Origin of the sequence: Rahnella aceris (assembly GCF_011684115.1) — a bacterium.
GTDB classification, from domain to species: Bacteria; Pseudomonadota; Gammaproteobacteria; order Enterobacterales; family Enterobacteriaceae; genus Rahnella; species Rahnella aceris.
Map to the genome: position 1 here is coordinate 1,264,925 of NZ_JAADJV010000001.1, position 16,141 is coordinate 1,281,065.

The window sequence follows — 16,141 nt, forward strand, 5'->3', positions numbered from 1 at the left end:
TTTCCTGCATTATCCACCTGCGATTGCGTTGATTTGTATCAACATCCTGAAGCGGGGCTCTACCTAGTGTGTGCGACATAACTTAATCATTACAACAACAATGCGTTGCCACCGAGGTACACATGTCACACACATCAGCTTCACCGACGGAAAAACCGTCACGCCTGCTGCAGGACTGGCGTCCGGAAGATCCGGCCTTTTGGGAAAAGGCCGGGCATAAAGTGGCCAGCCGTAATTTATGGATTTCCGTGCCGTGTTTGTTGCTGGGGTTCTGCGTCTGGATGCTGTTCAGCCTGGTCTCCGTTAACCTCAATAAAGTCGGTTTTAACTTCACCACGGATCAGTTGTTTATGCTGACCGCTATTCCGTCCGTGTCCGGCGCACTGTTACGCGTGCCTTACTCCTTTATGATCCCACTGTTCGGCGGCCGCCGCTGGACAGCCATCAGTACCGTGTTTCTGGTGCTGCCGTGCCTGTGGCTGGGTTTTGCGGTGCAGGATACCACCACGTCGTATAACGTTTTCCTGATCATTGCGCTGTTGTGCGGTTTCGGTGGAGCAAACTTCGCCTCGAGCATGTCCAATATCAGCTTCTTCTTCCCGAAAGCGAAGCAGGGCGGCGCATTAGGGATCAATGGTGGTCTGGGTAATCTGGGTGTGAGCGTGATGCAACTGGTTGCGCCGCTGGTCATTTCCCTGGGTGTGTTTGCGGCTTTCAGCGATAAACAAACCCTGGCGAACGGTACGGACATGTGGCTGCAAAATGCGGCGTGGATCTGGGTACCCTTTTTGATCATCGGTACGCTTGCTGCCTGGTTTGGTATGAACGATCTTGCGTCTTCTAAAGCCTCAATCCGCCAGCAGTTGCCGGTGCTGAAACGCGGTCATCTGTGGATCATGAGCATATTGTATCTGGCGACTTTCGGCTCGTTTATCGGTTTCTCCGCCGGTTTTGCGATGTTGACTAAAACCCAGTTCCCCGACGTTAACATCCTGCAATTCGCCTTCTTCGGCCCGTTCTTTGGCGCGCTGGCGCGTTCTGCGGGAGGCATGCTGTCAGACCGCCTTGGCGGTATTCGCGTAACCCTGGTGAATTACATCGTCATGGCGATTTTTGCCGGTTTACTGTTCCTGACCTTGCCGGTCGGCGGCGCGGGCGGCAACTTCCCGGCATTCTTCGCGGTATTTATGGTGCTGTTCCTGACGGCCGGTTTGGGCAGTGGCTCTACCTACCAGATGATTGCGGTGATTTTCCGCAAACTCACTACCGACCAGGCTAAAGCGCGTGGCGCCAGCGATGATGAAGCGCTGCGTGAAGCGGTGACGGATACTGCTGCGGCGCTCGGTTTTATCTCTTCAATCGGCGCGATTGGCGGTTTCTTTATTCCTAAAGCGTTCGGGACTTCACTGGCGCTGACCGGTTCACCGGCTGGCGCGATGAAAGTCTTCCTGGTGTTTTACGTGGTCTGTGCGCTGATCACCTGGCTGGTGTACTGGCGCAAACTAAACAAAGGTTTTGCCACCAAACAAGTCAAAAGCTAATCACGATACTCAGTGACGGAAATATAAAGAAGGGGCTTCGGCCCCTTTTGGCGTGATCAGACCTGCGGCACAGGAGGTTATTTCACGTAAGAATTCAGCACGCTCAGTACGACGTCCAGATCGGCCTCACGTTTCACAACATCTTCTTCATGAACAATATGCTCAGTCAGATGGCCTTTAATCACTTCCCGCATCAGGCCATTCACCGCGCCGCGGATCGCGGCAATTTGTTGCAGAACAGCCGCGCATTCATGGGGCTCATCCAGCATTTTATTTAACGCCGCCACCTGACCCTGAATTTTGCTGGTACGGGCTTTCAGCTTCTGTTTATCGCGAATGGTATGGGACATCTCACTTCCTCCGTGACACCAATGACGGCGCGATCATATCATTTTGTGGATACTGGGGGGGTGTATTTAATACTGGGGGGGAGTAGAATCCCAGCGCCTACCTTATCGGGAATCATTAACATGAATGACTTTTCTACCCTTTTACAGCAGGGAAATGCGTGGATCTTTATACCCAGCGCCATATTGCTGGGGATTTTGCACGGGCTTGAGCCCGGCCATTCGAAAACCATGATGGCCGCCTTTATCATTGCGATTAAAGGCACTGTCCGGCAGGCTATTTTACTGGGGCTGGCGGCCACGGTTTCGCATACTGCGATTGTCTGGATCATCGCGTTTGGCGGCATGTATCTCAGCAACCGGTTCACCGCAGAGGCTGTCGAGCCGTGGTTGCAACTGGTGTCTGCGGTCATCATCCTGGGCACGGCGGCATGGATGTTCTGGCGTACATTTCGTGGTGAACAACTCTGGAAGAAGGAGCACGCGCACGGGCATCATGCTGATCATGACCATCATCACGGACATTCCCGCACGCATGCGAATGTTCAGCGTCACGTTCAGCCCCGGGGACTTAATAACCTGCGCGGCATGAAGCGTATCAGCCTGTCGCCGCAGGAATATCAGGACGCCCATGAACTGGCGCACGCCAGCGATATTGAGCGGCGCTTTGCCAGCACGGAAGTGACTAACGGGCAGATTTTATTTTTCGGTCTGACCGGCGGGCTGATCCCGTGCCCGGCCGCCATTACCGTGCTGCTGATCTGCATCCAGCTTAAACAACTGGCGCTGGGAGCGACGATGGTAGTGTGTTTCAGCATCGGACTGGCGCTGACGCTGGTAACTGTAGGCGTGGCGGCTGCCGTCAGTGTCCGCCAGGCGGCTAAACGCTGGAGCGGTTTAAACACGCTGGCGCGCCGGGCGCCTTATTTTTCCAGTGTGCTGATCGCGCTGGTGGGGATTTATATGGGTATTCACGGGGTTATGGGCTTAACCTCCTAAAAAATCTTAACGTAATCAGTCATAAGCAATAACAATTCAGACTTTTTAAAACCGGCTCAAGGCGTTATAAATGACGGGATGATAAACGGATAAATGGATCCCGCCATGAAAACTGCCCACCTTGTTGACCCCGAACTGCGCCCGTTACTGGATCTGATGCCAGAACGTGTGCTTACAGCCTCCGTTCTGCCTGCCATGCGCGAGCAACGTCAGACGGCGGCGCTGGAAAGTCTGTTACAGGATGACGGGTTGCCGGTAACGGTTAGTCAGCATCACATTTCAGGTGGCGAAAATGCGCCAGCGGTGCGTGTCGTGGTGATTTCGCCGCAGCATGAACGGAAAGGCCGGATGGGTATTCTGCATATTCACGGTGGCGGTTATGTGCTGGGCAGCCCTGAACAGTCGATGCCGCTGACCCGCCCGACGACGGCACAGCACGACTGCGTCATTGTATCGGTGGATTACCGTCTCGCGCCGGAAACGCCATTCCCCGGCCCGCTGGAAGATTGTTATGCCGCGCTGATCTGGATGACCGCACAGGCAGAGGCGTTGGGTATTGACCCTGCACATATCGGTGTGATGGGTGACAGCGCCGGTGCCGGGCTGGCGGCCTCTCTGGCGCTGCTGACCCGCGACCGGGGCGGTCCGACACTGGCGTTTCAAAACCTGATGTATCCGATGCTCGACGACCGCACTGTGACCGATCCCAACCCGAATCCGGTGACCGGCGAATTCTCCTGGACGCGCGAGGACAACCGTTTCGGCTGGCACGCCTACCTCGGTCACGAAGCCGGTTTGCCGGATATTTCCTGCTACGCTGCGGCTGCCCGCGCAGAGGATCTGAGCGGATTACCACCGGCCTGGATTGGCGTCGGCTCAATTGATTTGTTCCTCGATGAAAACATCGACTATGCCCGCCGGTTAATCCGCGCTGGCGTGCCGGTGGAATTCAGCATCTATCCGGGCGGATTCCACGGTTTCAACGGCGATCTGGCCTATGCACTGGCCCGTCGCGCCCGCAAACAACGTCAGGATGCCTTAGCCGGTTTTAATCCGCTGCGTCATTATCATGACTTTGGCTTATAATCAGCAGCAATCGATAAGGCATAACAACCGGCTGAATTAGAAAATAAATTGGATATCAAACAACTTATCTATCTCTGTAACCTCGAACGCGAACGGCATTTTGGCAGGGCGGCGGAAGCCAGCTTTGTCAGCCAGCCGACGCTTTCGATGCGTCTCAAAAACCTCGAAAAAGAGCTCGACCTGAATCTGATCAATCGCGGTAATAACTTCGAAGGTTTTACCGCAGAAGGTCTGCGGGTGCTGAGCTGGGCGCGGGAAATCGTGGCTGTCTATGAAGGCCTGAAACTGGAAGTCGAATCGCTGAAACAGGGCATGAGCGGGACATTGCGTATCGGCGTGATGCCGCAATGCAGCGTGTCGCTGGCGCAACTGATTAAGGCGGTCAGCGAAGCGCATCCGGGACTGGATTACCGCGTGGCAGAAGTCAGTGCTGATCAGTTGATTGAAGCGCTGAGCAGCCATTCGGTGGATGTCGGTATCGGTTTCTTTGAGTTCTCGACGCTCAATGAGCTGCGCTTCCAGCTGGTGCCGCTCGATGACGGCGGTGTTGACGTGGTGTATCACCCGGATCATTTCCCGCAGTTACAGGGCATTGAACGGATAACCGCCGAACAGGTTGCCGCGCTGCCGTTGTGTCTGTCTGAACCGAGCCGCTATTTCCGCCGGTATCTGGATAATTTCTTCCGCCAGGCCGGACTTGAGCTGCATCCGCGGCTGGAAAGCACGTCTATTTTCCAGCTGATGCAGGGCGTGTTTGTCGGAATTGGCTGTGCGCTGGTGCCGCGTGGACATCTGATTGATGAAATGCATCCTGCACTGAAACGTTGCCCGCTGGATATCACGCCGATGAGTCGTCATGCCGCGCTGGTCGTCGCCGAAGCGGGCAGGGCAACGCCGCTGGCGCAGCATTTCTTCACCGCCGCCGGGCTTTGGCTGGCGCAGCAGGCGCTTAACAAGTCGTCAAATGTGGCGCAATAAAGACGTTCTGTCCGGTATTCCTATTGATGTAATGAAACTTTCAGCCCAAGCTTTGCCGCAATACTTATGTGAAATGGATGGAGTAAGACATGAAAACATTGAAAGTCGTTGTTCTGGCATTGGCCTCTGCGGGTATTTTGCTTTCAGCAGGTGCACAGGCTTCGAATAATCTTCTGGGACAACTGCAGCAGGCCGCCAACGAAGGACTGAATGGCACCAGCAGCAAAACCGGTTCTGCCGGCACCACGTCTTCGCTGACCTCGCTGCTCAGTGGCGGCGACAGTGCCCTGACGTCGACCAGCGCGAACAACGTCGCAGGTGTGTTGCAGTACTGCGTGAAGAACAACGTACTTTCCAAAGCCAGCACTGAGAATGTGAAAGATCAGTTGCTGAGCAAGCTGGGCATCCAGACAGCAGAGGGTGCTGAAAGCCAGGATTATCAGCAGGGGCTGGGTGGTTTGCTGAAAACCGGTAAAGATCAAAGTGTGGATCTGAATAATCTGGGGAGCGGGCTGACGCAGGTGAAAGAGAAAGTGAAAACCAAAGCCTGTGATGTGGTGCTGAAGCAGGCGAAATCGTTTATTTGATTGCAGAGGCCGCTGCAATGGCGGCTTTTAACTTCAAATTCAAATTCAAGGTCAACACCGTGGGCATCGGCCCACACCGACCAGAGACCCGGTAACGCGCGGGCCTCTGGACTCCGCGCTTTTTCACTGCGCGCTCCGCTGGCGCAAGGGACATGTTCTGCTGTATTGATGAGTGGCGCAAATCCAGGTGCTGCGCACTACCTTCTCTCGGTCTTCGAGCCACAGGTCTCGAAGCCGCTCCGTTCAGCTGGATTTTGAGCACGCCATTGAACTCTCTAAAACAGAGTAATTTTGTTTTTTGAATTTAAGATCCTGCGGGCGATTCAGAAAGCTTGCTGAATGAGAGGTTGCAGACCATAGGCTGCAATCCCGAAACGAAGGAACCGCGCAGCGGCAAGATTTCCAGCCTGTCGCTGCGGTTGCTGAAACATAGCCAGCGCGCGGATCACATGTTTGAAAAAGCGAGGGGAGTTCAGAGGGGAAAAGCCTTTCCCCTCTGGTCGGTTTCGGCACGAAAGGCCGTGTGATAACCGTTATTGAGAAACCGAAATTTACTCAATTCTATTTAAAGCTTTTAAAGCCATTTAAAGCCATTTAAAGGGATCCAAAGGGAATCCCCTTTCACTCCGCATAAACCTTCTCTTTACTCTCGCACAAATCTTCGATCAAACATGACCCGCACCGCGGCTTACGTGCAATGCAGGTATAGCGGCCATGCAGGATCAGCCAGTGGTGGCAGTCGAGCTTGAACTCGGCCGGAACCACTTTCAGCAATTTCTCTTCGACGTCATCCACGGTTTTACCCGGCGCGAACTTCGTGCGGTTACAGACGCGGAAAATATGCGTATCCACGGCAATGGTCGGCCAGCCGAAGGCGGTATTGAGCACTACGTTGGCGGTTTTGCGGCCAACGCCAGGCAGCGCTTCAAGCGCGGCGCGGTCTTCCGGCACTTCACCATGGTGTTTTTCCAGCAAAATACGGCAGGTTTTAATCACGTTCTCCGCTTTGGCATTAAACAGGCCAATGGTTTTGATGTATTCCTTTACGCCGTCCACGCCAAGCGCCAGAACCGATTCCGGCGTGTTGGCGACCGGATACAGCTTTGCTGTCGCCTTGTTCACGCTGACATCGGTAGCCTGCGCAGAAAGTAATACCGAAATCAGCAGTTCGAACGGGGTGGTATACACCAGTTCGGTAGTGGGATGCGGATTGTTATCGCGCAAACGGCTGAGAATTTCGGTGCGTTTTTCCTTATTCATGAACGCTTCCCTTTGGCAGACTTTCTTCCGCCACAACGTGCTGTGCCGCTTGCCGTGCTTTCATACGCTGATCAATCAGATATTTGCTGGCCAGCAGCAGACCGAGGCCGATAAATGCGCCCGGCGGCAGCATTGCCAGAAGGAACGGGTTATCCAGATGCAGCACTTCGACGCGCAGCACTTTCGCCCAACTGCCGAGCAACAAATCAGCGCCATTGAACAGCACGCCGCTGCCGAGAATTTCACGCATTGAACCCAGCACAAACATTGCGCAGGTTGCCCCGAGACCTGTCATCGCACCGTCGAGGGCAGCCAGATGCACAGGGCTGCTGGCGGCGCAGGCTTCGGCACGTCCGACCACAATGCAGTTGGTCACAATCAGCGGAATAAAAATGCCCAGCGCCTGATACAGACCGAACGCGTAGGCGTTGATCAACATCTGCACGGTACTGACCACCGAGGCGATAATCAGCACGTAAATCGGGATGCGGATTTCATCCGGGATCCACTTACGGAATGCGGAAATCATGGCGTTGGTACAGGTCAGCACCAGCGTGGTCGCCAGCCCTAAACCGAGAGCATTGGTGGCAGTCGACGTCACGGCCAGCAGCGGACAAAGCCCCAGCAACTGCACCAGCGAGGAGTTATTGGTCCACAGACCCTGAACGATTATCTTTTTGGCTTCACTCATCACGGGCTCCACAAGGGGTGAGGTGGGAAAGCTGAGACGGTACCGTCCCGATAAACAGCGCCGTACGTTTTACCGAGCGGACGACGGCGCGCGGTGTAATGGTCGCACCGGTAAACTGATCAAACATACCGCCGTCTTTCTTCACCGCCCAGCGCTCATCGCTTGCACCATTGACGGTCTGATTGGCGAAATGTTTGATCCAGTCGGAAATGCGCACTTCAATTTTGTCACCCAGCCCCGGCGTTTCGTGCTGTTCCAGCACGCGGGAACCGTAAACTTTGCCATGAAAATCAGCCGCCACCAGCAACTGGATCGCACCGGAATAGCCGTCAGGCGCGGTGGTTTCAACCACGGCAGCCACCGGCTGACCATTTTTGCGCGCCAGATACAGACGGTGCGGCGCCATGCTGCCAAGTGACTCATCAGTGACGTTGTAACATTCGTTTTGCATATCGTTGTCGTACACGCTGGCCGGGATCACCTGATCAAACAGCGTTTTTTGCTGTAACAGCGCCTGATGTTCAATGGTCGGCTTGGTCATCAGGTTGACCAGTGCCGTCATACCGGTCATCAGTGCGCCAAAGAAAGCCAGAATCAGGCCGTGGCGTCGCATTGTAGCTAACATAATTCTTCCTCAGCGATGCCCGTAAACACGTGGTTGTGTGTAGTGATCAATCAGCGGCACGGTGATATTGGCCAGTAAAACGGCAAAAGCGACACCATCCGGATAACCGCCGTAACTGCGGATCAGCCACACCAGTAAACCAATCAGTCCCCCGAAAATCAGGCGGCCTTTCGGGGTGGTGGATGCCGTCACCGGATCCGTGGCAATAAAGAACGCGCCCAGCATCGTCGCGCCGGAGAACAGTCCGATCAGCGGTGAAGGATAGTTTTCCGGTGCCAGACCCCACGCGATACCCGCGCAAATGACCAGCATGCCTAACATGGCGGCCGGAATATGCCAGCTGATGATTTTGCGCCACATCAGGAACAGGCCACCGGCCAGGAATCCGAGGTTAATCCACTGCCAGCCGAGACCGGCCAGTGTGCCGCTGAACAGCGGCGTTCCGAGGATCTGATCGGCGGTATGGCCGGAGCGCAGACCGGTTTTAAATGCATCCAGTGGTGTCGCCTGCGTCACGCCATCCACGTTCATGTTCAACTGATACGCGGTCAGATCCTGACTGTTGTGACCGGTGAAAATGGTCAGCAGCGTGTCGGTGAATCCGACGTGATGATGCTGTAAAACATCCGGCGGCAGCCAGGTTGTCATCTGAACCGGGAAAGAAATCAGCAGCACCACATAACCTACCATGGCCGGGTTAAACGGATTCTGACCAAGACCCCCGTAAAGTTGTTTGGCGATGATGATGGCGAAAATCGTGCCGAGCACCACCATCCACCACGGGCCCAGCGGCGGCAGGCTGATACCCAGCAAAACGGCTGTCAGCAGGGCACTGTTATCGCCCAGGCGTTTTTTCACCGGCAGTTTGCGCAACTGTAACACCGCGCCTTCTGCCAGCAGGGCAATGACGATAGCCAGCGTCAGCTGAATCAGCGTGCCGTAACCGAAGAACCAGACCTGAGCGAGCAGGCCGGGAATACACGCCAGAATCACCATCATCATGATGGTACTGGTGTTCTGGCGATTATGCGTAAAAGGTGAACTTGCAATCCTGAAGGCCATCTATTCCTCGTTCGACATTGTCTGAGCGGCTTTACGGGCCTTAACTCGGGCGATCGCAGCCGCTACAGCGGCTTTGCGTGGATCGCTTTCTTGTTGTGATGTTTCTTTTTCTTCCGGTTCAGCGTCCTGCGCTTCACTCAGCGCAGCGGCTTTTTTGGCTTTGGCACGTGCGATGGCAGCCGCCACTGCCGCCTTGCGTTTGTCGTCTGCGGAAGGTTCTGCAGGTGACGCTGTCACGTTTCCTTCACTACCCGCAGGTTGCGCAGCGGCAGCCTTTTTGGCTTTCACGCGGGCAATGGCGGCGGCGACAGCAGCTTTGCGATCGTCGTCAGCGGAGGGCTGCGGTGCAACGTTCAGTTCGCTTTCTTTGGCTTCCACGACAACGCCGTTATTGCCGGCTTTCTTCGCTTTCACGCGGGCGATAGCCGCAGCCACGGCGGCCTTACGATCGTCTTCTGCAGATGGCGGCGTTTCAGGCACCGGCTCAGAAGCCACCGGGATTTCCTGCTCAGCGGCGGCTTTCTTCGCTTTCGCACGGGCAATGGCAGCGGCCAGCGCCGCTTTGCGCGGATCGGCTTCGGCCTGTTGTTCCGTGGTTTTTTCAGCGACAGGTGCTTCTTCTGCTGCGACGTCGTCCAGCTTCACTGCCGCTTTCTGATGTTTCTCTTCACGCGCTAATTTCTCACGTTCCATACGCGCCTGTTTGGCTTCGAAACGGGCTTTGGCTTCGGTGGCCCGGGCGCTCTCTGCATCGATGGCACGGATTTCGGCCTTTTCCTGACGGTAATACTGCACCAGCGGAATATTGCTCGGACAGACATAGGCACAGGCGCCGCATTCGATGCAGTCGAACAGATTATGCTTGCGCGCTTTTTCGTGTTCTTCACCTTTACTGAACCAGTAAAGTTGCTGAGGCAGTAAACCGGCCGGACAGGATTCCGCGCACAGGCTGCAACGGATACAGGCTTCTTCCGGCTCCGGCTGACCCAGTTCGGCGTCAGACGGCGCGAGCAGACAGTTGGAAATTTTGACCACGGGCACATTGAGCGATGGCAGGGTGAAGCCCATCAGCGGGCCGCCCATGATCACCATCTTTTTATCGCCCTGCGGTTGTAACTGGCCTTCCTGCATCAGGTGTTCAATCGGCGTGCCCAGACGCGCCCAGACGTTACCCGGTTTTGCCATCGCTTCGCCGGTCAGCGTGACCACGCGTTCGATCAGCGGTTCGCCGTCAATGATTGCGCGCTTAATGGCAAACACGGTGCCGACGTTTTGCATCAGTACGCCGATGGACGACGAGTGATGGCCTTTCGGCACTTCGAGGCCGGTCAGGATTTTGGTCAGCTGTTTGGCACCGCCGGACGGGTATTTGGTCGGAATGACCCGCAGTTCGAAACGCACTCCGTCGGAGATTTCAGCGCTGATCGCGGCTTTAAGCGCGGCAATCGCTTCAGGTTTGTTGTCTTCGATGCCGATCAGCACCCGTTCAGGATGCAACATGTGGCAGAGGATGCGTGTGCCCTGGAGAATTTCCATGGCATGTTCCTGCATCAGCCGGTCATCGGCAGTGATGTAAGGCTCACATTCGGCCGCGTTGAGGATCAGTGTGCGGGTCGATGTCAGGCCACCGGCTAATTTGCTGGCGGTCGGGAAGCCTGCGCCACCCAGCCCGGCAATACCGGCCTGACTGATGCGCTGATTCAGTTCATCAGCAGAAAGCTGGCGGTAATCGGCAATGAATTCGCGTTCGCACCAGGTATCAAGGCCGTCGGCTTCAATCAGCACACAGAGTTCTTTCAGACCGGAAGGGTGCGCGGTGATGTGCGGTTCGATGGCCGTGATCACGCCCGACGTCGGCGCGTGAACCGGCACGGTACGGCCACGGCCAGTGGTCAGCGGCTGACCTTTTAACACAGGGTCGCCGGCTTTCACACACAGCTCGCCTTCAGGGCCAAGGTGTTGCTGAAGGGGGATGATAAAGCGCTCAGGCAGCGGCACGTTGCGCAGCGGAACGTGGCTCGACTGAGTCTTCATTTCCGGCGGATGAATACCGCCGTCGAAGTCCCAGACTTTGTCTTTTTTGAGCGCCGCAAACAGATTAAACATGTTACTCCGCATGGATGACCTGAACCGGAATGGATTTCAAATCCCACTTCCAGTTTGCGGTGGTGGTTTTTACTGGCAGCATTTCGATGCAGTCCGTCGGGCACGGCGCGACGCACAGGTCACAGCCGGTACATAAATCAGTAATCACGGTGTGTACGGCGCGGGTGGCACCCACGATGGCATCCACCGGACAGGCCTGAATACACTTGGTGCAGCCGATGCAATTGCTCTCGTCGATATAGGCGACTTTACGCACCGGGACAGCAGCCGCGGCGTCTTCACCCATCGGCTGCGGCTCAACGTTAAGCAAGGTCGCCAGCTTGAGCATGACGGCTTCGCCGCCCGGCACGCATTTATTGATGTTGTCGCCATTGGCGACCGCTTCGGCGTAAGGCTTGCAGCCGGGATAGCCACATTGCGCACACTGGCTTTGCGGCAGGATATCGTCAATCTGATCGACAACCGGGTTGCCTTCCACGGCAAAACGGCGCGAGGCGTAACCCAGCAGCAGGCCAAAAACCAGCGCCAGAGCGGTCAGCGCGCCAATCGCTACCCATAATTCAAACATTAGAATTTCACCAGACCTGTGAAGCCCATAAAGGCTAATGACATCAGGCCAGCCGTGACCAGCGCAATCGAAGAACCTTTGAACGGTGCCGGGACGTCAGCCACCACCAGACGTTCACGGATAGCGGCAAACAGCACCATCACCAGCGAGAAGCCCAGTGACGCGGCGAAACCGTACAGCGCAGATTGCATAAAGTTGAATTGCTGGTTGATGTTCAGCAGCGCCACGCCGAGCACAGCGCAGTTGGTGGTGATAAGCGGCAGGAAGATGCCCAGCAGGCGGTACAGAGACGGGCTGGTTTTGCGCACCACCATTTCGGTGAACTGCACAACAACCGCGATCACCAGAATAAAGGCCATAGTGCGCAGATAAACCAGCCCCAGCGGCATCAGAACGAAAGTGTTGACGATCCACGAGCAGATATTCGACAGGGTGATCACAAATGTGGTGGCGAGACCCATACCGATAGCGGATTCCAGTTTTTTGGAAACGCCCATAAACGGGCACAGGCCAAGAAACTTAACCAGTACGAAGTTATTTACCAGCACAGTGCCGACAAAAAGTAATAAATAAGAGGTCATGACAATTGCCCGGACATAATAAACATTAAAAACCTCAGGGTTATTCCGTGAAGGTTTCTTTTACCCGCAGTGAGCGCTTGAAATAAGGCACAAAGACGGCGGCGGCCAATAAAGGTAACAATAAGTTACGCACGGCCAAATCATCGGTAACCGGTGAGAATGCAAAGGCTTTTACCGCCAGAAGTACTGTGCACAATAACCAGATAATATACATTTTGGGTAACACTCTGGCGCGCTTACAGAATTGCCACAATACCGCGACGGTAAATAACCCCATCGCTAACGTGGTCACCACCGAGAAATACCATTGCAGGGTAAATGCCTGGGAGTTGGTGATGAGATATTCGCGCGATTCCGGCATAAATAACGCCATTGAAAACAGAAACAGCATTAATACCACGCTCAGCAGCGTCACAATCAGATACGCCATCGGGGCCAGTAGCCACCCGCCAATACGTTTATAACCCGGATTATTCAACATAAAAGCTTTTCTCACGCTGGTTTTGCTATCAAATCAGCACAGGGAAACTTCCCCGACCTTCAAGGCGCAGTAGCTTAACCTGTGAGAGGCATTCTCGTTATCGTATTTATGTGATCAATGATCCCCTTCGCTCAGGAAGGGGATTTAAATAGAAAGGCTTTAATGCACCGGCACCAGAATTTCGGTGGCGACAATTACCACAATCAGGCCAACCAGCACGGGAACGGACGTGCGTTTGACGACTTCGAAAGGCGATATTTTTGCCATACCGGCCACGGCCACTATGACGCCCGAAACAGGGGAAATAGTGCGACCCAGGTTCGATGCCTGCAACATCGGGATGACCAGATATTCCGGGTTGATGCCCATTTTCGCGGCCAGTTTTGGGATAAGTTCGACGAAGGCGTAAAACGAAGCATTACCGGAGCCGGTGGTCATGGCGGCGAGCACGGTGATGACTACTAGCACCAGCATCATGACGATGCTGCCGGAGCCAAAGTTTTGCGCCAGTCCTATCAGGCTGCTGATGAACCCGACGGTGCTCAGCCCCTGAGCAAACACGCCCGCCGCGACCAGCAGCATCACAACGTTGGCGAATGCATCCGCCATGCCGCGATAAGCCACGTCCAGTCCGGCGAATACCGCTTTGCCGTTACGGTTACGCACGGTTTCAATCAGGGCGGTCAGCAACATACAAATCACCAGAATGGTGATGATATGCAGATTGGGTCCCCATTTACCGTCAAAAATCAGCACACCGATAATCGGCGTGAAAGGCAAAATAGCGTAGAAAGCCGGAGCATTGGTTTCAATGACATCGTCAGCATTGGAATCGACAGCATCTGCCAGCACGGAGGTATCGCGTTTATCCAGATAGCGTTGCCAGAAGAAGTGCGCGACCGCCATCGCCGCGATGGCAGCAATCGAAATCGGCAGGGTGACTTTAAAGGCAAAATCCACCAGCGGCATATTCGCCGCCTGCGCCGCCAGCACCACATCACCTGAGGTAGGGGAAAGAATGATCGCCGCAGGAGACGCACAAATCGCCGCCGCCGCGCCCCGGCTGATGCCGACGTTAACCATAATCGGGAACAACGTTGCCATCAGTAACACGCCCAGACCGGTCGCCGAAGACACGGCCAGGGACATCAGACACGCCAGAATATACGCCGCAACCATCAGAATGTACGGTGAATTGATCATCTGTAACGGGCGCGACGCCAGTTTGACGACCACATCGTTGGCACCAATATGGGTCATATAGGCTGCGAAACCGCACAGCATCATGATCATCATCCCCAGATCGCCACCGCGGCTCATCAGCAGAATTTTGACGTACTCAACGATATCTGTCGCATTCCAGCCGGTACTTTTGGTGCCTTCCGGCAGGATGCTGTGACCCATGATGGCGCTGATAATCAGCAATAATAAGCCGCCGACCATCAGAACGCCGGTGGGTGAATAGCCTTTAATGATATAGCGGCCGACAAAGACGGCGACTACCAGCCCGATCAGTAATTCCAGCATTATTGTATTCCCCGAGATTAAATTTGGATCCAAGTGAAAGGCGGGCACTTTGCCGAAATAGTTCACCGGGCGTTATGACGCTTATCAATTATGGGTGATGAAAAAGCGGGGAATATTTAAATTTGTGATGCCTGTTCAGAAGAGGATTCGGTACGGCTCCTCCCCCTGCGAAGGGGGAGGCGGGAGGGGGTTTTACGGGCTTACACCGCGTTTGAGCAAACTTCAACTTATTAATTTCGCTTTAATACCCCACCCCAACCCTCCCCTTCGCAGGGGAGGGAGTTGACCGTGCACATCAATACGTTTGCCTGAAAAATCAAAGCTTCGGGATTTCCCGATAAAATCCCACGCCGATGAGGCGTCCAAACAGGAAAGGTATAAATTTCCGCCCGCGCAGCCACGCTTCCAGCCGTGAAGGGGCACGCTTTCTTTGTTTCTGTCCTGCTTTACTGATCATGATCTGTAATGCCTGCGTCGCCCACGTCGGGAACGCGCGGCGGCGCTGGATACGTTTTAAGTGTCGCAGCGTCAGGCGTCCGGCCTTCAGCGGTTCAGTGATGATATTCGCTGTCGCCACCGCATCCTGAATCGCCAGATTCACGCCGACGCCGCCAATCGGTGACATAGCATGTGCCGCGTCGCCGATGCACAACAGACCCGGTTTAGCCCATTCTTTGAGACGGTCGATGCGGATCACCAGCAAGCGTACGTTTTCCCAGCTGAGAATATCGTCGGCTAAGCGCTGGCGCTCAAACGGCGACACTTCCGCCAGCAGGTCGAGAAAAGGCGCGATGCCCTGTGCTTTGAGCGCATCCAGGCTGTCTTTCGGGATCGAATACCCACACTGCCAGTAATCACCCCGGTCGATCATGATGAAGTTTTTCTTTGGCCCGCGATGCCCCATCGACCACAGAGGATCATCCGGGCGTTTGGGGATTTTCAGCCATAACACGTCACGTGGCGCGCCATAACGGCGGATTTCCATCCCGGCCTGTTCGCGCACGATGGAATTACGCCCGTCGCAACCGACGACCAGATCCGCATCAAAATGCTGCGTTTCGCCATTCACTTCAGCAAGAACGCCGGATACCTGGCATTTATCCTCCAGCAATGACAGGACCTGCGCGTTATGAATCAGCCGGAAATTGGGCAGTTGCGCAGCCTTGCTGGCGATGAAGTTGAGAAAATCCCACTGCGGCATAAAAGCGATAAATTTGCACTGCGTCGGCAGATGACTGAAATCCGCCAGCGTGGTTTCCTGGCCGTTGATCTCGCCATAAAGCTTTTCAGCGCGCTGATGCGGCAGGGCGAGGAACTCGTCGAGAAAACCCAGTTGCCAGATGATGTCCAGTGTAGACGGATGAATGGTATCGCCGCGAAAATCGCGTAAAAAGTCGCTGTGCTTTTCCAGCACGGTGACGTCAATTCCCTTTCGCGCCAGAAGATATCCCAGCATTAATCCTGCGGGGCCACCGCCGACGATACAGCAGGACGCTGCTGCGGAGGATTCAGTGTTCGGTGTCATTCCAACCTGCCTGAGGGGATGAATTTACATGATAACAGTTATCATTTGCACGGATGGGCGTCAATTCATCCCGTGCTACATCACAGAACATTTCCTGCACAGCGTCGTAACAAAACTCCATGTTTTTGCACCACCGCGATCTTGTCGCTGCTTTCCCGTTTGGGATGAAATTTACTC

General features: G+C 54.9%; 16 protein-coding genes. 5 read left to right on the forward strand and 11 right to left on the reverse strand.

Translation table 11 applies throughout. The features are described 5' to 3' along the window. Nucleotides 1-122 precede the first annotated feature (122 nt). Nucleotides 123-1,541 carry a NarK family nitrate/nitrite MFS transporter gene (locus GW591_RS05680; protein WP_166860279.1) on the forward strand — a complete coding sequence of 473 codons (1,419 nt, stop codon included), beginning with the start codon at nt 123-125 and terminating at the stop codon, nt 1,539-1,541. A gap of 77 nt (nt 1,542-1,618) precedes the next feature. Here GW591_RS05680 and rcnR read toward each other — a convergent pair whose 3' ends face one another. Next, on the reverse strand, nt 1,619-1,891 hold the full coding sequence (gene rcnR, locus GW591_RS05685) for a Ni(II)/Co(II)-binding transcriptional repressor RcnR (protein ID WP_013575420.1): 273 nt from the start codon (nt 1,889-1,891) through the stop codon (nt 1,619-1,621). 120 nt (nt 1,892-2,011) lie between these two features. Here rcnR and GW591_RS05690 point away from each other — a divergent pair, with 120 nt between their 5' ends. From GW591_RS05690 to GW591_RS05705, 4 genes are all read left to right on the forward strand, one after another. Next, nucleotides 2,012-2,887, forward strand: coding sequence for a nickel/cobalt efflux protein RcnA (locus GW591_RS05690; RefSeq protein WP_013575421.1), 876 nt, complete (start codon nt 2,012-2,014; stop codon nt 2,885-2,887). A 105-nt stretch (nt 2,888-2,992) separates the two neighbouring features. Beyond that, complete coding sequence (locus tag GW591_RS05695) at nt 2,993-3,973, forward strand: alpha/beta hydrolase (protein WP_166860282.1); 981 nt, start codon at nt 2,993-2,995, stop codon at nt 3,971-3,973. A 48-nt stretch (nt 3,974-4,021) separates the two neighbouring features. Further along, nucleotides 4,022-4,951: a LysR family transcriptional regulator gene (locus GW591_RS05700; protein ID WP_013575423.1), complete on the forward strand. Its 930-nt coding sequence runs from the start codon at nt 4,022-4,024 to the stop codon at nt 4,949-4,951. A gap of 89 nt (nt 4,952-5,040) precedes the next feature. Next, on the forward strand, nt 5,041-5,538 hold the full coding sequence (locus GW591_RS05705; RefSeq protein ID WP_119261602.1) for a DUF2501 domain-containing protein: 498 nt from the start codon (nt 5,041-5,043) through the stop codon (nt 5,536-5,538). Between the two features lie 621 nt (nt 5,539-6,159). Here GW591_RS05705 and nth read toward each other — a convergent pair. The 10 genes from nth to GW591_RS05755 all read right to left on the reverse strand — a co-directional run bounded on the left by nth (nt 6,160) and on the right by GW591_RS05755 (nt 15,964). Further along, a complete protein-coding gene (nth, locus tag GW591_RS05710; RefSeq protein WP_013575425.1) occupies nt 6,160-6,798 on the reverse strand; it encodes an endonuclease III in 639 nt (212 codons plus the stop codon). After that, nucleotides 6,791-7,489: an electron transport complex subunit E gene (locus GW591_RS05715; protein ID WP_126124867.1), complete on the reverse strand. Its 699-nt coding sequence runs from the start codon at nt 7,487-7,489 to the stop codon at nt 6,791-6,793. The genes nth and GW591_RS05715 overlap by 8 nt, the downstream gene beginning before the upstream one ends. Further along, complete coding sequence (rsxG, locus tag GW591_RS05720; RefSeq protein ID WP_013575427.1) at nt 7,482-8,114, reverse strand: electron transport complex subunit RsxG; 633 nt, start codon at nt 8,112-8,114, stop codon at nt 7,482-7,484. The genes GW591_RS05715 and rsxG overlap by 8 nt, the downstream gene beginning before the upstream one ends. 9 nt (nt 8,115-8,123) lie before the next feature. After that, complete coding sequence (gene rsxD / locus GW591_RS05725) at nt 8,124-9,176, reverse strand: electron transport complex subunit RsxD (protein WP_013575428.1); 1,053 nt, start codon at nt 9,174-9,176, stop codon at nt 8,124-8,126. Then, nucleotides 9,177-11,282 (reverse strand): electron transport complex subunit RsxC, encoded by a 2,106-nt coding sequence (gene rsxC, locus GW591_RS05730; protein WP_166860284.1) that lies wholly within the window; start codon nt 11,280-11,282, stop codon nt 9,177-9,179. Nucleotide 11,283: 1 nt separating this feature from the next. Beyond that, a complete protein-coding gene (gene rsxB, locus GW591_RS05735; RefSeq protein WP_013575430.1) occupies nt 11,284-11,850 on the reverse strand; it encodes an electron transport complex subunit RsxB in 567 nt (188 codons plus the stop codon). Continuing rightward, nucleotides 11,850-12,431 carry an electron transport complex subunit RsxA gene (gene rsxA, locus GW591_RS05740; RefSeq protein WP_013575431.1) on the reverse strand — a complete coding sequence of 194 codons (582 nt, stop codon included), beginning with the start codon at nt 12,429-12,431 and terminating at the stop codon, nt 11,850-11,852. Before rsxA ends, rsxB begins: the two co-directional genes overlap by 1 nt. A 40-nt stretch (nt 12,432-12,471) precedes the next feature. Next, on the reverse strand, nt 12,472-12,912 hold the full coding sequence (locus GW591_RS05745; protein WP_112152221.1) for a DUF2569 domain-containing protein: 441 nt from the start codon (nt 12,910-12,912) through the stop codon (nt 12,472-12,474). A gap of 159 nt (nt 12,913-13,071) precedes the next feature. Next, on the reverse strand, nt 13,072-14,439 hold the full coding sequence (gene dcuC, locus GW591_RS05750; protein WP_013575433.1) for an anaerobic C4-dicarboxylate transporter DcuC: 1,368 nt from the start codon (nt 14,437-14,439) through the stop codon (nt 13,072-13,074). Nucleotides 14,440-14,755: 316 nt separating this feature from the next. Next, on the reverse strand, nt 14,756-15,964 hold the full coding sequence (locus GW591_RS05755; protein WP_013575434.1) for an FAD-dependent oxidoreductase: 1,209 nt from the start codon (nt 15,962-15,964) through the stop codon (nt 14,756-14,758). Between the last annotated feature and the right edge of the window lie 177 nt (nt 15,965-16,141).